The organism is Streptomyces sp. NPDC111507 (assembly GCF_055638955.1).
On record NZ_JBVKBU010000003.1, the window covers coordinates 536,268 to 556,526 of the forward strand.

14 protein-coding genes and 1 pseudogene are annotated in these 20,259 nt (G+C 68.4%); 5 read left to right on the top strand and 10 right to left on the bottom strand.

Annotated features, from left to right (window positions below):
• The first annotated feature begins 85 nt into the window (after positions 1–85).
• Positions 86–2,440 (top strand): glycoside hydrolase family 3 N-terminal domain-containing protein, encoded by a 2,355-nt coding sequence (locus ACZ7M2_RS15045; protein WP_471595600.1) that lies wholly within the window; start codon positions 86–88, stop codon positions 2,438–2,440.
• A gap of 6 nt (positions 2,441–2,446) precedes the next feature.
• Here ACZ7M2_RS15045 and ACZ7M2_RS15050 read toward each other — a convergent pair whose 3' ends face one another.
• The 4 genes from ACZ7M2_RS15050 to ACZ7M2_RS15065 all read right to left on the bottom strand — a co-directional run bounded on the left by ACZ7M2_RS15050 (position 2,447) and on the right by ACZ7M2_RS15065 (position 7,473).
• On the bottom strand, positions 2,447–3,478 hold the full coding sequence (locus ACZ7M2_RS15050) for a LacI family DNA-binding transcriptional regulator (RefSeq protein ID WP_471595601.1): 1,032 nt from the start codon (positions 3,476–3,478) through the stop codon (positions 2,447–2,449).
• Positions 3,479–3,565: 87 nt separating this feature from the next.
• Positions 3,566–5,767 carry an RICIN domain-containing protein gene (locus ACZ7M2_RS15055; RefSeq protein ID WP_471596020.1) on the bottom strand — a complete coding sequence of 734 codons (2,202 nt, stop codon included), beginning with the start codon at positions 5,765–5,767 and terminating at the stop codon, positions 3,566–3,568.
• Between the two features lie 763 nt (positions 5,768–6,530).
• Positions 6,531–6,968 carry a hypothetical protein gene (locus tag ACZ7M2_RS15060; protein WP_471595602.1) on the bottom strand — a complete coding sequence of 146 codons (438 nt, stop codon included), beginning with the start codon at positions 6,966–6,968 and terminating at the stop codon, positions 6,531–6,533.
• A 121-nt stretch (positions 6,969–7,089) separates the two neighbouring features.
• Positions 7,090–7,473, bottom strand: coding sequence for an ATP-binding protein (locus tag ACZ7M2_RS15065; RefSeq protein WP_471595603.1), 384 nt, complete (start codon positions 7,471–7,473; stop codon positions 7,090–7,092).
• 408 nt (positions 7,474–7,881) lie between these two features.
• On the opposite strand from ACZ7M2_RS15065, the gene ACZ7M2_RS15070 reads away from it, so the two are divergent.
• Positions 7,882–10,299, top strand: a complete 2,418-nt coding sequence (locus tag ACZ7M2_RS15070) for a SpoIIE family protein phosphatase (RefSeq protein ID WP_471595604.1) — start codon at positions 7,882–7,884, stop codon at positions 10,297–10,299.
• Between the two features lie 556 nt (positions 10,300–10,855).
• Here the strand turns inward: ACZ7M2_RS15070 and ACZ7M2_RS15075 are convergent.
• A pseudogene (locus ACZ7M2_RS15075) lies at positions 10,856–10,987 on the bottom strand (transposase); the annotation flags it as partial.
• Between the two features lie 559 nt (positions 10,988–11,546).
• On the opposite strand from ACZ7M2_RS15075, the gene ACZ7M2_RS15080 reads away from it, so the two are divergent.
• Positions 11,547–11,744 carry a hypothetical protein gene (locus ACZ7M2_RS15080; RefSeq protein ID WP_471595605.1) on the top strand — a complete coding sequence of 66 codons (198 nt, stop codon included), beginning with the start codon at positions 11,547–11,549 and terminating at the stop codon, positions 11,742–11,744.
• A gap of 72 nt (positions 11,745–11,816) precedes the next feature.
• A complete protein-coding gene (locus ACZ7M2_RS15085; protein ID WP_471595606.1) occupies positions 11,817–13,370 on the top strand; it encodes an AMP-binding protein in 1,554 nt (517 codons plus the stop codon).
• A gap of 243 nt (positions 13,371–13,613) precedes the next feature.
• Here the strand turns inward: ACZ7M2_RS15085 and ACZ7M2_RS15090 are convergent, their stop codons facing one another.
• From ACZ7M2_RS15090 to ACZ7M2_RS15110, 5 genes are all read right to left on the bottom strand, one after another.
• On the bottom strand, positions 13,614–15,098 hold the full coding sequence (locus tag ACZ7M2_RS15090) for an MFS transporter (protein WP_471595607.1): 1,485 nt from the start codon (positions 15,096–15,098) through the stop codon (positions 13,614–13,616).
• A 165-nt stretch (positions 15,099–15,263) separates the two neighbouring features.
• Complete coding sequence (locus ACZ7M2_RS15095; protein ID WP_471595608.1) at positions 15,264–16,424, bottom strand: NAD(P)/FAD-dependent oxidoreductase; 1,161 nt, start codon at positions 16,422–16,424, stop codon at positions 15,264–15,266.
• Positions 16,421–16,618, bottom strand: coding sequence for a ferredoxin (locus ACZ7M2_RS15100; protein ID WP_471595609.1), 198 nt, complete (start codon positions 16,616–16,618; stop codon positions 16,421–16,423). The genes ACZ7M2_RS15095 and ACZ7M2_RS15100 overlap by 4 nt, the downstream gene beginning before the upstream one ends.
• A 219-nt stretch (positions 16,619–16,837) precedes the next feature.
• Positions 16,838–17,914 (bottom strand): cytochrome P450, encoded by a 1,077-nt coding sequence (locus ACZ7M2_RS15105; protein WP_471595610.1) that lies wholly within the window; start codon positions 17,912–17,914, stop codon positions 16,838–16,840.
• 384 nt (positions 17,915–18,298) lie between these two features.
• Complete coding sequence (locus ACZ7M2_RS15110; RefSeq protein ID WP_471595611.1) at positions 18,299–19,378, bottom strand: SMP-30/gluconolactonase/LRE family protein; 1,080 nt, start codon at positions 19,376–19,378, stop codon at positions 18,299–18,301.
• Positions 19,379–19,531: 153 nt separating this feature from the next.
• Here ACZ7M2_RS15110 and ACZ7M2_RS15115 point away from each other — a divergent pair, with 153 nt between their 5' ends.
• On the top strand, positions 19,532–20,071 hold the full coding sequence (locus tag ACZ7M2_RS15115; RefSeq protein ID WP_471595612.1) for a PadR family transcriptional regulator: 540 nt from the start codon (positions 19,532–19,534) through the stop codon (positions 20,069–20,071).
• Positions 20,072–20,259 lie beyond the last annotated feature (188 nt).

Sequence of the window (20,259 nt, forward strand, 5' to 3'; positions counted from 1 at the left end):
CGCACGCCGAACGGGACTCGGCCGGAGCCATGGGCGCCGGCCTCCCTCGGCATGCCCAGGCAACAACCCCCACGAGGAGTCGTGCATGACGACCACCACGCCGGACCACTCCGCTCCCTCCCCGGCGGGTGACGACCGCCCCTGGACCGACCCGGACAGGCCGGCCGACCATCGTGTCGAAGCCCTGCTCGCCCGCCTCACCCTGAAGGAGAAGGTCGCCCAGCTGAGCAGCACCTGGGAGGACGTCGAACCGGCCGGCCCGGACGTGGCCCCCGGCACCAGCCTCTTCGACCGCGTCGGCGACCTCGACGAGACCGCCCGCCACGGCCTCGGCCAACTCACCCGCCCCTACGGCACCGTCCCCCGGCCCGCCCTGGAACACGCCCGCCTGCTGGCCGAACGCCAACGGCAGATCATGGCACAGAGCAGGTTCGGCATCCCTGCCATGGCCCACGACGAGTGCCTGACCGGCTTCACCGCCTACGGCGCCACCATCTACCCCACCTCCCTGGCCATGGCGGCCACCTTCGACCCGGCCCTGATCCGCCGGGTCGGCGCGGCCATCGGCGCCGACATGGCCGCCGCCGGCGTCCACCAGGGTCTCGCCCCGGTCGTCGACGTCATCCGTGACTATCGCTGGGGCCGCTGCGAGGAGACATACGGCGAAGACCCCTACCTGGTCGGCGAGATGGGCGGGGCTTATGTCCTGGGCCTCCAGGGCGCCGGGGTGTACGCGACCCTCAAGCACTTCGCCGGCTACTCCGACTCCATGGGCGGCCGCAACCACGCGCCCGCGCGGATCGGGCGGCGCGAGCTCTTCGACGTCATCCTGCCGCCGTTCGAGCGGATCGTCGCCGCCGGCGTGGGGTCCGTCATGAACTCCTACGCCGAGATCGACGGCGAGGCGCCCGCCGCCAGCCGCTGGCTGCTGACGGAGGTGCTCCGGGAGCAGTGGGGCTTCGAGGGCACGGTCGTCTCCGACTACTGGTCGCTGCCGTTCCTGGTGAGCGCGCACCGGGTGGCGGCCGATCTGTCCGACGCCGGGGCACTCGCCCTGAAGGCCGGGCTGGACGTCGAACTCCCGGACCAGCGCGGCTTCGGCGACGCCCTCGCCGACGCGGTACGCGACGGGGCCGTCGACGAGGCCGACCTCGACCGGGCAGTGCACAGGGTGCTGCGGCAGAAGGTCGCGCTCGGGCTCCTGGATCGCGACTGGAGTCCGGAACCCATCGCGTTGCGCACGGGCGAACTGGACCTGGACAAGCCGGAGAACCGGGAGCTCGCCCGCGCGGTGGCCCGGTCGAGTGCCGTGCTGTTGTCGAACGACGGGGCCCTGCCTCTCCCGTCCACCGGCCGGATCGCGCTGATCGGTCCCTGCGCCGACGACGTCCGCACCATGTTCGGCTGCTACAGCTTCCCCAACCACGTCCTCTCCGATCGCGACGACCTTGGCAACGGTGTCGACGCCGTGTCTCTGCGGTCTGCACTGAGCAGCGAACTCGCCGATAATCACTGGGACTTCGCGCCGGGCTGCCCCGTCCGGGACGAGGACCGCTCCCGGATCCCCGACGCGGTCGCCGCCGCGTCCGGCGCGGATCTCGCCGTGCTGGTCGTCGGCGACAAGCCCGGGATGTTCGGCATCGGCACCTCGGGCGAGGGGTGTGACGTCGAGGACCTGCGGCTGCCCGGCGTACAGGACGAGCTGGTGGAGGCCGTGCTGGCGACCGGGACCCCGGTCGTGCTGGTGGTCAACAGCGGGAGGCCGTATGCCGTGGGGCGGTTCGCGGCCGCTACGGCGGCCATGGTGCAGGTCTTCCTGCCGGGCGAAGAGGGCGGCAGCGCGATCGCCGAACTACTCTCGGGTACCGCCAACTTCAGCGGCAAGCTGCCCGTGCAGATCCCCAACTCGCCTGCGGGGCAGCCGTACACCTATCTCCATCCGCCCCTGGGCGACAGGCAGAGCTGGCTGTCCAACCTGGATCCGACGCCCGCGTTCCCGTTCGGGCACGGGCTGTCGTACACGACATTCGAGATCGAGAGGCTTGCGGCCGACCGTGAACTGGTGCCTACGGATGAGGGATTCAGCGTCTCGGTGCTCGTGCGAAACACCGGGACGCGGGCCGGCGCCGAGACGGTCCAGCTGTACTTCACCGACCCGCTCGCCCAGGTCACCCGGCCGGTAAGGGCGCTGCTGGCGTTCGCCAAGGTCGAGTTGGAGCCCGGTGAGGAGGCGACGGTCCGCTTCGACGTCCACACCGACCGCCTGGCCTTCACGGGTCTGGACGGTCATCGGATCGTCGAACCCGGCGAGATCCTGCTGCACGCCGGGGCGTCGAGCGCGGACACCCCCCTCACCCGGGCGATCCGGCTCACCGGGGAGCAACGGGACGCGACCGTCGTACGACACCACGCTGTGCCGGTGAGCGTCGCGCGGGGATGATGGACCTCAGGTGCTGCGGGCCACGGATGTCGAGGTCCGCAGCACCATTTCCGTCGCCAGTTCGATGCGCGGGGAGGCCGGCGGGCGGCCCTCGGCCACCTGGAGCAGTACCCGGGTCGCCTCGCGTCCCAGTTCCTCGAACGGCTGACGCACCGCGCTCAGCGGCGGGCAGGCCATGGCCGCCACCAGGGTGTCGTCGAACGACATGACCGACAGGTCCTCCGGCACCCGCAGTCCCCGCTGCCGGGCCGCCTCCAGCACGCCGAGGGCCTGCGCGTCGCTGGCCGCGAACATGGCCGTCGGCGGGTGTTCGGCGCACAGGATGTGCAGGCTGGCGGCGAGCGACTCGTCGTAGTCATAGTCGGTGGAGCGCACGATCGCCGGGTCGTAGCCGATGGCGGCCTCCTCCAGCGCGGCCCGGTATCCGTGCAGGCGTGCCGATCCGGCCAGGGAGTGCGAGCGGCCCGCGACCATGCCGATGCGGGTGTGGCCGAGGCCGAGCAGGTGCTGCACCGCATCCCTGGCCCCGCTCCAGTTGGTGACCCCGATGCTCGGGATGTCCGACGAGGGCGCGCTGAGCGGGTCCACCAGCACCACCGGCAACCGCTGTTCGATGATGCGCCGCTGGTCCTCCTCGGACAGCATCGAGATCACGATGATCACCCCGGCGGCACCGAGCGCCACGCACTCCTGAAGCCACTGGGAGATGGAACGTCTGCCGGTAGTCCCGGTCACTACGTCGATGCCGAGTTCACCGGCCGCCTCCACGATCCCGCGGACCACCTCCAGCGTGTACGGACCCGACAGGTCCCGGAACACCGTGATGATCTGCTTCGGCGCCTGGGGCTCCCGCTCCCACGGGCGTACGAACCCGTGCCGTGCCAGCAGCTCCTCGACCTTCACCCGGGTCGCCGCACTCACGTCACGGCGCCGGTGTACCACCTTGGAGACGGTGCTGAGCGACAGGCCGGCCTCCTGGGCGATGCTCGTCAGCAGCCCGTACTGCGCGTCCAGCTGTCCCTTGTCCTGAACGGTCACTCCACGTCCGCCCCGCTCGAGAATCCCGCGGCAAGCCAACAGCACCGGGCGCCGGCAGACAAGAGGCCGGCGGCCGGTGCTGTTGGACTATGCCCTGCTCCAGACTTGGGTCGCGTTGCCCAGGGGTGTCCACAGCTGCACCTTCGTGCCGTTGGCCGTCCCCCAGCCGGTGACGTCGATGGCGAGGCCGTTGGAGCGGTTGGCGATGGTGCCGTCCACGCGGAACGACCACTGCTGCCCGGTCTTCCCGTTGCAGGCCCAGAGGATGAGCTTGGTGCCCGCGGTGGTGCCGTCGCCGTCGGCGGCCAGGCACTTGCCGGAGATTCGGAGTTCGCCGGCCGTGGTCTGGGTGATGGTCTGGTTGGCGTTGCCGGAGCAGGCGTAGATCTGCACCTGCACGCCCGTCTGCCCGTTCGGCACGTCCAGGCACTTGCCGGAGTAGCTGCCCTTCAGCGTGAACGTCGAGTCGGTGGGCAGGGCGTCCTGGACGAGCTGCCAGTCCTGGGAGCCGTCGCTCGTGGCGGTCTGAACGGTTACTGCACCGTCTGCGGTGGCGCCGGTCATATAGAGGCTGGTGTTGCGGACCGACCGGAGCTCGTAGTAGCCGCTGGTCGAGGAGGAGACGAGGGTCCACTGTTTGTCGGTGGCGTCGTCGTCGACCCACTGGGCGAGCTTCTGCCCGGCCGTGGCGGTGCCGGTCCAGAGGGCGACCGCGCGGCCGCCGGCCTTGTTCAGCAGGGTGGTGTTTCCTCCCTTGGCCCGGGTGTGCCAGCGCTGGGCGTCGTCCGAGGAGCTCACGGCGCTCGTGACGAGGTCGGGGACGTTCCCGGTGAGGTTCGCGTCCTGCGTCTTCCCGCTGGACGGGGTGAGGGCCTGTCCGGTCAGACGGTTGACGAGGGTGTAGTAGGTGCCGTCGGACCGCCCAAGGTCGACCTCGGCGTACTTCACCGGCCCGACACTCCCGCCGCTCCAGGACGCCTGGAGGATCAGGACGCGGCCGGTGCCGTCCACGTACTGGAGGTCGCGGCTGTACCCAGCGGCCATCGGTGTCTGGTACTGCTTCCAGATCCCGGTGCTCTTGCCGGACTCGTTCACCCAGACGCTGCCGCTCCCGGCCGCGTTGTAGACGATCCGCCCGTCGGTCATCGGCAAGAGCACAGGACTGCCGCCCGTCGAGAGGGTGTTTTCTCCCGTGGGCACGGGCAGCGAGGTGATCGCCCCGTCGGTGCCCGCGTAGAACTTCGTCGGGTCGTCGGCGATCCTATAGCGGACGTTGGTCCCGCCGCCCCAGTACTCGTACGTCATGAGCCACTTGCCATCGGTCGTCGGGGCGATCGTCGTCATGCCGGGGCGGCCGCCGCCGATCTCGGTCTTGCCGCTGCCCATGCTCACCGTGGAGCCAGGCACGTCCACGACCGGAGAACTCCAGGCGGAGGTGGTGCCGTCCCAGGTCCGGTGCATCAGTACCTGGCCGCCCGAGTCGGTCGTGGTGACGTTGTCCGGGTCCAGGGTCGGCACTCCGGTGGAAGTGTCGTAGCCGGTGTAGTCGTTCTCGTCGGAGTAGTAGGCGATGAGCCTGCCGCCATAGGCGTACAGGTGCGGCTCCCAGACGGGGTCGACCTGGGCGTAGGTGTTGGCGGTGGAGACACGGCCGATGCTGCCCGCGCTGCCGCCCTGCCAGGAGCCCGCGGCGATGATGTTCTCGAAGCTCCAGGTCGCCCCGTCGTCGGTGCTGGCGTACAGGGCCAGCGCCACGTCCTTGCGGTCGCCGTCGCTGGAGGGCGTCCAGCTGGAGTTGGCAGCCTTCTGCTCCTCGTAGTAGTAGTCGTCGCCCGAGACGACACTCGCGAGCAGCAGCGTGCCGGCACTCAGGTTGCCGACGGCATGCGGGAGTACGTAGAGGTAGGGGTTCGTCCAGTTGCTGGTGTACTTCGCGTACGCCGAGTCGCTCGACAGGTAGGCAGGGGCCTTGACGTCGGTCAGCTTCGACCAGGTCGTGCCATCGTCGTCGCTCTTGTACAGGGGCAGCGTCTGGCCCACCGGGGCACTCTCACTGTCCTCGAACGTCGCCACGATCCGGCCGCTCGGCAGCTGGGCGGACTTCGGGTAGAGAACGCACGGGCTCTTGTTGCACGCCGCAGAATTACTCGCGACATACAGGTTCGCCGGGCTCGGCTGATATGCCGCCGCATTCCCCGCGGAGGCTATGGTGAGTGCGGTGCCGATACCTACGGCTGTCGCCGCGGCGACAGCTCGGCTTATCGACTTTTGCACTAGCCTTCGTATCACCTTCTGTATCAATGCGGCTCCTCTGCGGTGTGACCGGCGGCCACGAGACCTGGGAGGGCCGCTCGAAGTCCGGCCACCACTACGAGGGTTGGTGCCGAGGCCATCGGGGAAATACCGCACCCTCGCATTTCGCTGCTCGCGAGCGCCGGTTGCTCATCGAAGCGAAATGCACTCAATGAGATCTGATCCGGACGGAGACAGTATTGGTACGCGAGGTCACCATGTCACCGGTACGTTTCCGAAAGACTTTCGTACGCCGACTGCCACCGGGAGTTGACCCGCCGCCACAGACCGAACGCCCTGCACGCTCGGCCGGTCCTCTCCGGGCTCCGACGTCCGTGCGTGTCCTCGTGACCAGCGCCGAAACCGGGAGCCTTCCCGTCTCCTCGCGACTCCGGCAGGTCAGCGGAGCCCCGCGACGCCTTGCGTCGCCACTACGAACGCGAACGCGCCGAGAGCCGTCCGCCCCAGGGCTGCCCTCACTCTCCCGCTGGCCGGCGCGTCAACGTCCTGTGGGCCCTCCTGCGTACCCGTCGATGCTGCGAACTGACGCCTTCCCAGCCTCCTGTTGCTGGACAGAACGGTTGAGGGACCAGTCACGATTCAGGTTCTCGCCGTTCCTGTCATCGGAACCACGTTCTGATCCGCGGTGTCTCGTTCGGTTGTATGACGGGGGCGGCTCGATCACTCTCCGGTACATGGCCAGCTCCGCCACTTCGCGCTCTCGGCGGGTGAGCGGGCCGGTGGCGCAGGCTGACCCGGCCTACTCTTGGGTGGGCTCCAAGGCGTACTGGATGGCCCGGCTGGGGCTGTCGTGGCTGCCGCCTTCCGCGAGCGCCTGCGTGTACGACGCCAGGCCCAAGGCGCCGGTGACCGTCTTCTCGCAGCGTGCGTGCTGTTCGGCCATCTGCGGGCCGAATGCGGAGATGGTGGTGCCGGCGTCCTTCCACAGAGTGCCCGCGGCGCCCAGAAGCCGGGCCGCCCGTCCGTGATCGCCGGCGGCGGCGGTGGCCCAGGCGAGCAGTTCCAGCATCCTCGCCACCATCGGGTAGTCATTGAAGCCCCGCATGTTCTCCAGTGCGGAACGGGCCAGCGCCTTCGCGGCCTCCTGGTCACCACAGGCCCAAGCATGGTGGCCAAGCGCCATCAGCACCTGCGCGCGGCCCCACCGCTCCCCGCTCGCTTCGAAGGAGGCGATCACCTGCCTGCCGGTCTCCGCCGCGCGAGAGTCCCCGGCATAGGTCTGGCCGCAGGCCAGTGCGAGCAGCCAGAAAGTCGCTTCCCGCTCATCGCCCAGCGCCGTCAGAGCGGCCTGCGCCTCCTCACACGCCGGCGAAGACCGACAGCCGATTCCACAGCAGCCGCTCGGCCGGGGCGCACAGCTCGTAACTCCAGTCGATCATCCCGCGGAGCGTGCGCTGGTGCGGCTGCCTGGTCGGGCAGCCCTCTGTGAGCAGGGCGAAGCGGTCCTCCAGCCGGTCCACCACCTGCGCCACGGAGAACGTGCGCAGCCGGGACGCGGCCAGCTCGATCGACAGCGGTAGCCCATCCAGACCAGCACACAGCCGGGCGACCTGGTCCCGGTTCCCCTCGCCCACCTGGAACGTCGGCTGGACGGCGGCGGCCCGGTCCAGCAGCAGGTCGGCCGCGTCCTGTGGCGACAGCGGGGGGACAGTGAAGACGTGCTCGCCGCAGATGCCCAGCATGTGGCGGCTCGTCGCCAGGATGCGCAGTTCTGCATGGCATCCTCGGCTACCGCACTCCCGCAGAGGACGAGACGGTCCTGGTTGCCTGACCACCGCAGCGCTGGTGTCCGTCAAAGCAGAGCAAATGCGATTCCGTCAGGTTCTTGCCGAACTCGGCCCGGGAGCATAAACAGCGCCTCGCAAGCTGATCAGCCAGGCGGCCAGAACGCCAGCAGACGAGTCGGCCGGGCGCCGGTACCGACGGACCCCGGTGCTAGCGCCAGATGACGCGGACGATGACGATCAGATGTGCTCTCGGGTGGGACTTGCTCCCCGAAGCTCGCGGCATCACGCTGGTGATGTAAGGCCGCTGCCCACAGGCTCGTGTCGAAAATCGGCAGGATTTCGGTGAGAGCGAGGTGACCAGCGATGACGCGGCGCCCGACGACTGCCGATGGCCCGCCCGCCCGCTGGACCGCGGCCGCCTTCACGGCCGCGGCCACGATCGATGAGCGCGGCCTCGTCATCTCCTGGAACGAGGGCGCCGAACGGCTGCTCGGCTATCGACCCGCCGAGATCGTGGGCCTCCCTGCCGTGGACCTGCTCGCGGGCGAACTCGCGGTGACGAGCCCGGAGATCCCCTTTCAGAAACGGTGGACTGCCCGGGCTCCACTGCGGCACCGCGACGGACACATCCTGCCCGTCAATCTGCTCGCGCACCGGCGGGCGGGCGAGGACGGCAACATCGAGTGGTTCGTGTTCTCGGCGGTGGGCAGTGAACTGTGCAACGAGCAGGAGACCGGGGCGGCCGTACTGGCGTTCACCCACTCGCCGATCGCGATGGCGATCTCCGACACCGACCTGCGGCTTATGCGGGCCAACGATCGCATGCTGCAGAACATGGCTCTCCCGGAAGACGCCATGCGGGGTCTGCGCCTGCCCGAGATCGTCATCGGTTCGCAAGGCGAGGAGATGGCGGATGCCCTGCGTCGGACGCTCCAGGGCGAACCGCAGGACCTGATCACCTTCCTGCCCGTCGGCGGGAGGAAACGGGGACGCGTCCTGGCTGTCTCGTTCTCCCCGATGCCGGACGAGACCGGCCGAATTCTGGGGGCATGCTGTTCCGTGCACGACATCACGGAACAGCACTGGGCCCGTCAGCGGCTGCTGTTGCTCAACGAGGCGGGCACCCGGATCGGGACGACCCTGGACGTGGTTCGCACTGCGCAGGAGCTGACCGACGTGGCGGTGCCAGGGCTCGCCGACTTCGTTCGCGTCGACCTGCTCCCCTCCATCGACCAGGGCGGAGAGCCGGAGAGCGACCGATCCAGCGGCGCCGTCACGCTGCGCCGCGCGGCCCACGCGTCCGTCCTCGAAGGGGTGCCCGAGGCGACGCTGGCCATCGGGGAGACCGAGGCCTTCCCACCGCGGTCCCCCACCGCCGAATGCATCGCCACGGGCCGTTCTCAGGTCTATGACGTCACCCCCGCCGTCACCCGTTGGGGACCGAAGGATCCGGCCTGGGCCGCGAGCGTCCGCCGTCACGATGCCCATTCGGCAATCACGGTGCCGATGGCAGCCCGCGGGGTCACTCTGGGCGCCGTGGGGTTCGCCCGCCACCAGCGCGCGGAGTCCTTCGACCCCGACGACGTGATGCTCGCGGAGGAGCTGACGGCACACGCCGCTGTGTGCATCGACAACGCACGCCGGTACACCGCCCAGCGCGACACCGCCGTCGCGCTCCAGCGCAGCCTCCTCCCACAAGCACTGCCCGCCCAGTCGGCCATGGACATCGCCTTCCGCTATCTGCCCGCAGACTCCCGCGCGGGCGTGGGCGGTGACTGGTTCGACGTCATTCCGCTCTCCGGCGCGCGGGTCGGCCTCGTGGTGGGTGACGTCGTCGGCCACGGCATCCAAGCGTCGGCGACCATGGGCCGGCTGCGGACGGCGGTACACACCCTCGCCGACCTCGACCTGCCGCCGGACGAACTTCTGGTGCACCTCGACGACCTCGTGACCCGCCTTACGGCGGACCCCGGCACCGCGAGCGCGATGGGTGCCGCCGCCACCTCCGCCGGGGACATCGGCGCCACGTGCCTCTACGCCATCTACGACCCTGTCTCCGGCAGCTGCTCGCTCGCCCGGGCCGGCCATCCGGTTCCCGCGGTGGTCCGGCCAGGAAGCCACGTGGACTTCGTGAACGTTCCGGCCGGGCCTCCGCTGGGCCTCGGCGGCCTGCCGTTCGAGGCCGTCGACATCGAGCTGACCAGCGGCAGCCTCCTGGTGCTCTACACCGACGGCCTGATCGAATCCCGCAACCGCGACATCGACGAAGGGCTCAAGACGCTGCGCAGCTGCCTCGGCCAACCCTCCACCTCGGTGGAGGAGACCTGTGACACGGTGATCGCCGAGCTGCTCCCCGACCGCCCGGAGGACGACGTCGCGCTGATCGTCGCCCGTGCCCGGGCGCTGGACGCGAGCCAGGTGGTCACCTGGGACATGCCCGCGGACCCGGCCGCCGTCGCGGACGCGCGCAAGAAGGTCACCGACCAGCTGACGCTGTGGGGACTGGACGATTCCGTATTCACCGCGGAACTGGTGGTCAGCGAGCTCGTCACCAACGCCATCCGCTACGGCGGGCCCCCCATCCAGCTGCGGATGATCCACGAGCGCAGCCTCATCTGTGAGGTCTCCGACGCCAGCAACACCGCCCCCCACCTACGACGGGCCCGCACCTTCGACGAGGGCGGCCGCGGCCTGATGCTGGTCGCACAGCTCACCGACCGCTGGGGCACCCGGCACGCCCGCACCGGCAAGACGATCTGGGCGGAGCTCTCGACGGACTGACCCGCACCCGAACGAGGCAGTCACGCGACGGCCAGGAGTCACGGACAGACAACAGCCAGTGTCCTGAAATCAGGTGACGCGCAGGCTCGCTGGGACTGGGGGATCGCCACGCCGCCCGGCGGAGCTCCCCGCTCTGGCGGCCGGATCGTCTCAATCACTGCGCCGCCTGGCAAGGCGGCCGCTCCCCAGCCTCCCGCTCGATCGACTGATCAGGTGTGAGGTCGTGATCCGCTGGATACCAGGCCTGCGCCGATCCGCAGCGGTTGTCAGCTGCAAGGTGCCATCAGACCGTCCAGGAGGAGGTCGAGCTTCGCTCACAGGGCCGGAGTGAGGGGCAACGGCCCGTCGGCGTGCTGCCGTGCCTGAAGCCAGCGAAGGAGCGAGTCGGAATAGCAGGGGCAGAGCATCTCCGCGACTACCTCCGCGGAGACCGAGCGCCGGAAATCGCCGCGTTCCTGACCCAACCGAACACTGTCTCGGAAAATTTCGAAGATCGGGAACGGCCGTCGCTGAGGCGTCCGGCCAGACGCCGGTCCTGGCAGCGGTCACCACCCTCGCGGCCCCACGGGCCGTACTCCTCGGTCATGTCCCGCCAGGGGATGCCAGTACGGACCCGGAACCGTATGCCGTCGATCAGCTGCCGCCGAGTCCATATCGGCGGCCGGCCGAGCTTCTTGCCCTTCGGCAAAGCAGCTCCGTGAGTTGTTCGGTGGCCCGGGAGGGCCGGATGTGGCTTCAAAGCAGCTTGCCGACCGGGGCTCGGCTGGAGTGGCCCCCCAGCAGCCACCCCGGCGTCCCGTCCGGAGCAGCGCCTCGATCCGCACCCACTGTGCATCGGCCAACGGGGGCTTCAAGGGAGCGCCCCACCGGGAAAATGCCCGCCGCTGTCATGGCGCCAACGCCGCGCAGGCGCGGCGCAAGCCAGCACGTAAACGTACCGCCATTTCTTTATATACCGTCGGTCCTTTACTAAGCGACCGGCAGTACTCTAAGGTGATCGCAGGGAAGGAAGCGGCAGACAGGTTCATCGTGTCCAGGCCGAGGGGGGTTGACGGGTAACCCGCGTAGGCCTCGGACTGATCCCCATCCTGGGCTGCTGGCCGTGGGACAGCAAGCGCTCCAACGGCAGCCACACGGCCTGCGTGAGCGTTGCAACGCGGTCCGGCCCGCCCTCCTGAAGCAACACATGTGCAGCTCGAAGGGAGCACGTTGTGCAGCAGCGGACTCCCGGTGAAACCTGCATTTCGGTGAGGGTTCTCTGGTCTGGCGTCACGAACTTCGGCGCCTGGGGTGGCCTCGACAAGGCGAAGGAGGGCCCCTGCCGCCGGCTGGCTCTCGGAGGGCTCATGCAGACCGTCGAGGACGGTCTGCATCGGAGCGACACCGACTACATCACATCAGCGGCCCACACCGACCAGGCAGAACACGTTCTCGCACGTCAGTGACTGCATGAGGATACGGGCAGCCGTGTCTCGTCGAGTTGCCCGTGAACCCGTGAGCCAAATCGAGGAGCAGCAGTGATCGTCCCGTTCAGCATTTCCGATTTCATCGACCGGGCCGTTCAGGTCTACGGCAATCGCACCGGTGTCATCGACGAACCGGAGCAGCCGGCACCCTCGCTCGGTGAGTTGAGCTATGCCGAGCTCGGGACGCTGGCCCGCAGGCAGGCGGCCTTCCTCGACGACCTGGGTGTGGGGTACGGCGAGCGGGTCGCGGTGGTAAGCCACAACAGCGCACGGCTACTGACCTCGTTCTTCGGAGTATCCGGTTATGGGCGCGTGCTGGTGCCGGTAAACTTCCGGCTCCGGGCCCACGAAGTGCGCTACATCGTCGAACAATCCGGCGCCCGGGTGCTCTACGTCGACCCCGAACTCGACGAGGCCCTTAAGGACGTGACCGCCGAGCACCGTTTCGTACTGGGCGATGACAGTAGTCTCTTCGCCGCCCCCGGAGCCGAGCCCCGTCCGTGGGAACCCGATGAGAACGCCACGGCCACAATCAACTACACCTCCGGTACGACCGCACGACCCAAGGGCGTCGAGAGCACGCACCGCAACATCTGGACCAACGCGGTGACGTTCGCCCTGCACGCCGGCGTGACCGACCGCGATGTGTATCTCCACACCTTGCCGCAGTTCCATGTCAACGGCTGGGGCATGCCGTTCGCGATGACCGGCCTCGGCGTACCGCATGTCATCCTGCGCAAAGTCGACGGCGCGGAGATTCTGCGGCGGGTGGAGCGGTACGGCGTCACAGTCATGTGCGCGGCACCCGCTGTGGTGTCCGCCGTACTCGACGCCGCGCAGACGTGGGACGGCGAGATCCCAGGCCGCGACCGGGTACGGATCATCGTCGCCGGTGCGCCGCCACCGACGAAGACGATCATGCGGGTACAAGAAGAACTCGGCTGGGAGTTCATCCAGATCTACGGGCTCACCGAGACGTCACCGCTGCTGACCATCAACCGTGTCCGTGCAGAGTGGGACAACCTCTCGTCCGAGGACCGCGCCACCAAACTGGTGCAAGCCGGCGCACCTGCCCTCGGGGTGCGGCTGAGGATCGAGAGCCCCGAACATGAGGAACACCCGACGGGCGAGGTACTGGCCCGCTCGAATGTCGTCCTCAAGGGCTACTGGGATCGGCCCGAGGAAAGCGCTACGGCTCTGAGGGATGGCTGGTTCCACACCGGTGACGGCGGCGAGGTCGGCAACGACGGCTACCTCACGATCCGCGACCGCAAGAAGGACGTGATCATCACCGGAGGCGAGAACGTCTCGTCCATCGAGGTGGAGGACGTTCTCTTCTCTCATCCGGCCGTCGCCGAGGTCGCCGTCATCGGCGTCCCCGACGAGAAGTGGGGCGAGACCATCAAGGCCCTCGTCGTCCTGGCGCCCGGCCAGGAGGCCACCGAAGCCAACCTGATCCGCTGGTGCAAGGAAAAGGCTGCCGGTTACAAGGCGCCGACCTCGGTGGAGTTCCGCGACGACCTCGCCCGGACCGCGACCGGAAAGCTGCAGAAGTTCAAGCTCCGCGCACCGTACTGGGAGGGGCATGACCGCGGCATCAACTGATGTGCACCCAACAGCCTTCGCTCTGCCCACTCCCCCGGGTCATCCAAAACGGCACACGCACAAGCAGGTTCAGGGGCGGAGTGAAGCCATCCCTGCTCAGCTCCGCCACAGCTCGGACTCCCGTCGCTTCCATGCGGTTCTCTGCACCTGCTCGGTCCATACCCAGCCCCTGCCAACCGGCGCAGTTGAGCAACGGCAGCGCGCCACGGTGAGAGGCGGCGATACCTCCGGGCCGGAACGAACTCACCCGGGGTCGGCTGCCGGCTTCTCTGCGGTCGCGGCGACCGCCTGTCGGCCCGGCGAGGTTGAGTTCTGCCGCATCCCGGGGATCAATGTCGCGATAGCGAAAACGACAGCGGCCGCCCCTGCGCCGATCGCCAGGATCGCGCGTAGGCCGTTCTCGGAAGGCAGGAGGATGCCGCCGAAGCTCGTCGTCATGTGGGCGAGGATCACGCCTGCGACAGCGCTGGAGGAGGTGGTGCCGATGGACCTCATGAGCGTGTTGAGGCCGTTGGCAGCCGCGGTCTCGGAGACCGGCACAGCGCTCATGACCAGCGTCGGCAGGGCACCCAGGCAGAAGCCTGCACCGGCAGCGATGATGCAAGAGGCCACGATGAGCTGCCATATCCCGGACATCAGGACCATGGCGAGGAGATAGCCGGCACCTGTGATCGCGGCTCCGATCATGAGGGTCACCTTAGGGCCCTTGGACTTGGTGACACGAGCTGCCAACGGCGAGACGGCCATCATCGCCAGGCCCTGAGGGGCCAGGGCCAGGCCGGTGGTGACGAGAGACCTGCCCAGGCCGTACCCGGTGGCCTCAGGCAGTTGGAGGACCTGCGGCACCACCAGATTGGTCACGAACATCGAGAGCCCAAGCGCCACGGCCGCGAGGTTGGAAAAGAGCACGAGCGGCCGTGTAGTAGTACGCAGATCCACCATGGGTTGGGGGGTTCGTAGCTCGAACCAGCCCCACAGTGGGAGGACGACGACGGCCACGGCCAACAGCGACAAGGTGGTACCGCTGCCCCAGCCCCAGTCCTCTCCCTTGGACACCGCCAGCAGCAGGGAGACCAGGCCGACACTCAGCCCCAGGGCTCCGGGGAGGTCGAAACGCCCGCCGGCGCGCACCTTCGACTCGGGGACGAGCAGCAGGATGAGAACGAGGGCAACAGCGCTGCAGGCTGCCGCCGTCCAGAACAGGACGTGCCAGTGGAAGTTGTCGGCGATGACTGCCGCCGCGGGCAGACCGATGGCTCCTCCGACGCCGAGGGAACCCAGCATCACGGCCGTCGCCAGGGGAAGTCGCTCCGCAGGGACTTCGTCCCGCATGATGCTGACGCACATCGGGATCACCCCGTGTGCCAGGCCCTGCAGCGCACGGCCGACGAGCAGCGGCCCCAGGGAGTCGCTCAGCGCACAGACCACCGAGCCGATTCCCAGCAGAGCGATGCCGAGCAGCAGCATGCGGCGCTTGCCGTACATGTCGGCGAGGCGTCCCATCACCGGTGTAGAGACGCCGCCGCAGAGCAGTGTCACGGTGAGGGCCCAGGCGGTGTCGGACGGCGACGCGTTCAGGTAACGGGGCAGATGCGGGAGGATAGGAACGACCAGGATATTCAGCAGGCTGGCGACGATCCCGGTGAGGATCAAGGCCACCACCAGGACGGTGGTCCGGGACGAGTCAGGCTCGTCGGGCGGATTGGCTGAAGCATGTGTGGGGGACACGACTGGGGCCTCCGTGGGGGGGTCAACAGGGGACGACTCGGAGAAGCGGGAACGGACTGTGCGGGTGGGGGCCGTACAGGAGTACGGTGCAGGATCATGGGCGCCTGCTGAGCCGGCCGGCTTCGGAGCGGCATACGAGTGCGGGCCGGTGGTGAGGAAACCGACCTAGGGAGCCACGTTGCACCAGGCCGTGCATGCGACGATGGCCTGCCGCCATTGCCTGATCGCTTTGGGGGGCATGCCGATCGCGAGCGCTCCGGTCAGGCGCTCGCCGGTGCGGTAAAGCGCCACGAACTTCCTCTGTGACAACTCGCCTTCTACGATGGCGACTTCGTCATGCCCTCGCAGGTTGCCGTACGCCTGGATCTTCATGTCGTACTGGTCGGACCAGAAGTACGGGGCGGGCGCGAACGGCCTGCGTTCGGCTGGATTGAGGATGTTCCGGGCTGCGGCCATGCCCTGCTCCGCCGCATTCGTACGGTGCTCCATCCGCATCGTCACACCGAACAGCGGGTTGTACCAGCGGGCGACGTCACCTGTGGCGTACACGTGCGGCGCTGCTTGGCAGTACTGGTCGCAGACGACGCCGTCCTCCAGGGTGAGGCCGCTGCTGGCGAGCCATTCGGTGTTGGGGAGGGAACCGATGGCGACCAAGATCTCGTCCCCCTCGATCAGTTTCCCGTCCGCGAGGCGGACACCGCCTTTGACCACTTCGGTCACCGTGACACCGGTGCGCAGGTCGACGCCGTTGTCCAGGTGGGCTTGTGCCAGTAGTCGTCCGATTCCGGTACCGACCGCGTGGGCCAGCGGAACCGGAGCGGGCTCCAGCACGGTGACCTGTGCGCCCAACGTCCGGCCCACGGCAGCCGCCTCCGCGCCGAGGAACCCGGCGCCGACCACCACCAGCCGCCGCCCCGGACGCAGCCGGTCGCGCAGGACCAGTGCATCGTCGAGAGTGCGCAATTCATGTGCCTTGGCCCCGGGAAGCCGACGCGGCCGGACCCCGGTGGCAATGACCAGTGCGTCGTACGGCACCCGATCTCCGTTCGCCAGATGCACCTTGCGGTTCTCCGCGTCCAGTTCGGTCGCGGCGACGCCAAGTCTCAAATCGATGCCGAGCGCGCCCAGTGTGTCCGGCGACCGGAGTACCGCTCGCTCGGGCGGCCACTCGCCAGCCAGGATCTGCTTGGACAGGGGCGGGCGGTCGTAGGGAAGGTGGTACTCGTCCCCGACAAGGGTGAGCGTGCCGTCGTAGCCCTGCCGACGCAGCGTTTCGACCGCCGCGAGTCCGGCTGCGGAGGCACCGACGACGACGATGCGCCTCACTGTTCGCCCAGGTAAATCGCCGCTGCGGGGCAGAGCGCCGCGGCTTCGCGCACGTCGTTCTCCAACTCTTCGTCCGGATACGGGGACAGGACGATCGCGATGCCGTCCTCGTCGCGTTGGTCGAAGACATCGGGTGCGGCCAGGACGCACTGTCCGGCGGCGACACATTTGGGTTCGTCGAGTGTCACATGCATGGTGGTCGGCCTCGAATGCTTCCGTGGAGGGGATGGTGCGCACGGCGAACGACGGCAGAGCAGGTCCAACCGTCCGGTGATGACGGCAATGAGCGGGTGAGGTTACGAAGTCGCGGCGTACGTTGCGCGCGGCGCCCCCGCGGGCACCCGCTGCGCATAGAACCGCACGGGACGGACTGCAAGTCGTCCGCCCAGCACCCGCAGTGGTGGGGAGCGGCGCTACCAGGTGACCGGCAGTTCGTGGACGCCGAAGGTGGCCATGTCGTGCCGGAACCTCAGTTCCTCCAGCGGTACGGCCAGGCTCAGGTTGGGCAGCCTGCGCAGGAGTGCGGGCAGCGCCTCCTGCAGCTCGATGCGGGCCAGGGTCTGGCCGAGGCACTGATGGATGCCGTGGCCGAAGGCGAGATGGCCGCCCAGGGTGGTGCGGTCGATGTCGAGGACGTCGGGGGTGTCGAAGTGGCCATCCCGATTGGCGGCGGGCAGGTTGACGGTCAGCAGGTCTCCGGCGTGTACGCGTTGTCCGCCGAGGGTGAGGTCCTCGGTGGCCACCCGGTGGATGAACTCCTGGACGATGGTGAGATAGCGCAGCAGTTCCTCGACGGCGCTGGCGATCAGCGCGGGGTCGTCGGTGTCGCGGATTCTGGCGGCCTGGTCGGGGTTCTCCAGCAGAGTCAGTGTCCCGAGGCCGATCATGCTGGCGGTGGTCTCATGGCCGGCGAAGAGGAGGGTCTTGCAGTTGACGGCGAGTTCGTGGCGGCTGAGCTCGCCGGTGGCAACGCGCTCGGCGATCAGTCGGGTGATGAGGTCGTCACCGGGCTCGCTCTCTTTGCGTTCCACCAACTCCAGGACGTAGGCGAAGAGCGCGTCACGCGCGGCGATCTTCTCGGCCCGGGACGCCTCGCGGTAGGTGAGGACCGCGCTGTACTTCTGGAAGATCGGGTGGTCTTCGTACGGCACACCGAGCAGCAGGCAGATGACCAGTGACGGCACGGGCAGTGCGTAGGCCCGTACGAGGTCGGTCACAAGCTCGCCTCGGCTGGTCATGTCGTCAAGGAGGCCGTCGATCTGCTCGCGGATGCGCGGGCGTAGCGCTTCCATGCGCTTGACGGTGAACTCCCGGGTGAACATCCGCCGGATTCGGGCGTGTTCGGGGTCGTCCATGCGCGGGAACACCTGCGTCTGCCCAGCGTCCTGGGAACTGTTCACCAACTGCGGGAACCGGCTGGCGTCCGCGCTGAAACGGGGATCGCTCAGCACCGTCTTGACGTCTTCGAACCGGCTGACCGCCCAGGCCACCTCGCCATGCGATGTCCGGACCCTTTGGAGTCCCTCGCCTGAGCGCCACTTCTCGTACGCCGCGGAGGGGTCGAAGGGACAGCGTGCAGAACGCCCGCCGGGAAAGGTGGGAAGGGCGGCGCCGTCTTCGGTTCCGGCCGGAGAACTCATCGATGCTCCTGTGGGGGGAGGCCGGCGTGCGAGCGCGTCCCTGTCAGCGTCGGACAGGGGTAGACGCGCTGCGCAGCCGGACCAATCGGGTACGAGCGGGGCTATGTCACCAAGACCTAGGTCACCGTAACCTCACTTCGCATAGTCTGTGATCCTCCTTTTGGCGGAGTCCGGATCAGGCCGATGGTGCCGTTGTGGGCCGGGTGGGGCGCCCTGGCGTCCGGGCGTTGCCGGTTATCCGGCTGCGCCTCCGCCATTGGACTGGGTGTCGCCGAGGCCGAGCGCGGTAAAGGTGTAGACAAAGCCGCCGTTGCCTCCGCCGACCACCAGGTAGCCGTCCCGGGTGCCTGGCTTGATGACGAGGTTCGAGGTGAGGAGCTGCGGCTGCGGCATTGTCTGGGGCACGACGATGTTCGCGATCAACTCACCTTTGGCATCGAAGACTTCGACTTTCCCGTCGTTGATGACGCACTGGTAGATGTTGCCGCTGGCGTCGACGGCGTTGGAGTCGAACCCGCCGACTCCCTGGTTGCCGTACATGCCGACGCTCGGCATGGTCACGGTGGTGTGGTCGGCGGACAGTCGCAGGTAGTCCACGCGACCGGCGCCGAGTTCGCTGACCCACAGCCCGGAGTACGCGGGATCGAACGAGATGCCGTTCGCTCCGGCGAGGCCGTCCATCAGGAGGGTGGGATGCGTGCCGTCCGGGTCGAGGCGGATCACCCGACCGGTCGGCGCCCACGCCGTGCCGTGGTAGTCGGTGACGAACATGGCGCCGTGCTGGTCGAAGGTGAGGTCGTTGGCCGAGAACGGCTGTCCGAGCACGGGGCCGGACAGGATCGTGGTGAAGCCGGTGCCGTCCGGGTTCATTCTGTCAATTCTGCCGTTGTTGTCCGTGAGGTACATCTTGCCGTCGGCGGGGCTGAACTGGACCGACGAGAAGCGGCTGGAAGAGTCGGTGTAGACGGTGCGGACCTTGCGGGTGCGGACGTCGAGGGCGATGACCTTGGGCTGGCCGGCGGGTGCGGTGGGATGGACCATGTAGAGGTCGCCGTCCGGGCCGAAGGCCGGTCCCTCCAGGTTGGTTATGTGGCCGTTGGCGCCGGGCGGGTCGAGTGATGCCACTTTCGCGAACGGTTTGGCGGTGATCGTGGCGGGCCCGTGGTTCGCTGTCCGGGCGGCAGTGGGTGGCGCCGAGTCCGCGGCGGCGGCGCTCACGACGCCGGCGGCGGCCAGTGTCCCGGCCAGTCCGATCGCGGCGAGTCGGCGGCTGCGTGGGACGGCCGTGAGACCCGGATCCCTTTTGAACTTCATCTGCTTGTCCTTGCCCTTCGCACCCCGTTGTCCCAGGGGTGCCGATATCTGTTCGGGGGCGATGATTGTGTCGGCGCGAATCCCGGCGGAAGGATCTTGATCCCAGGCGAACGGGCTGCGTCACGACAACGTAGGTCACCGTAACCTTGCAGCATGTGGATTGAGATCCTCCTTTTGGCGGAGGTCGCGCGAGGACCGCGGCACGGCTACGAGCTGCGCCGGGAGATCGAGGCAGCGACGGGTCACACGCTTTCGAACAACTCCCTCTATCCCCGGCTACGCCGGTTCGTGGCGGCGGAGGCCGTGTCGCGGCGCGCGGAAGAGCGTGAGGGCACGCCGCCTCGCCATGTCTACTCGATCACCGGCGTCGGCCGGGAGATGCTGCACGACATGCTGGCTCAGCCTCCCGAGGACTCCGCCGACAACGGAGAGGAGTTCATGGCGCGGGTGGTGAACTTCTGCTGGCTGACTCCCGAGGAACAGCTCCGAGTCCTGGACGGCCAGGACCGCATCCTGGCTCGTAAACGGGACCGCGTCGCCGGCCTGGCGGCTTCGCGGACGGAGCCGTGGAGTCGTCGGGTGCTCGACTACGGGATGGCACGGCTGGACGCTGACCGCGCCTGGGTGGCCGCTGTCCGCGCGGAGGTTGCGGCGACGGCAGCGGCCTCGGGCCGAGGTGGCGAAAGCCCGTGAGCCCGGGCCCTCGCGACCAGCACGCATCGTCGGTCACTGAGCTTCGAGGATGACTGGCATTAGTCCTGCGGTACTAGAGAACTGCGCCGGAATGGGAACCGCAGGAGGCTGAGCACGCCTGGAACCGCTCCTAGCTTGAGATCACGGGTCAGTTGGCCCCAGCTCACGCAATGACCTCTTCTCTTGGT

Excerpts from the sequence above, each read along its gene's own strand:
- ACZ7M2_RS15110 (WP_471595611.1), bottom strand. The coding sequence starts at position 19,378 with ATGAAGTTCAAAAGGGATCCGGGTCTCACGGCCGTCCCACGCAGCCGC.
- ACZ7M2_RS15115 (WP_471595612.1), top strand. The coding sequence starts at position 19,532 with ATGTGGATTGAGATCCTCCTTTTGGCGGAGGTCGCGCGAGGACCGCGG.
- ACZ7M2_RS15100 (WP_471595609.1), bottom strand. The coding sequence starts at position 16,618 with ATGCATGTGACACTCGACGAACCCAAATGTGTCGCCGCCGGACAGTGC.
- ACZ7M2_RS15065 (WP_471595603.1), bottom strand. The coding sequence starts at position 7,473 with ATGCTGGGCATCTGCGGCGAGCACGTCTTCACTGTCCCCCCGCTGTCG.
- ACZ7M2_RS15070 (WP_471595604.1), top strand. The coding sequence starts at position 7,882 with ATGACGCGGCGCCCGACGACTGCCGATGGCCCGCCCGCCCGCTGGACC.
- ACZ7M2_RS15045 (WP_471595600.1), top strand. The coding sequence starts at position 86 with ATGACGACCACCACGCCGGACCACTCCGCTCCCTCCCCGGCGGGTGAC.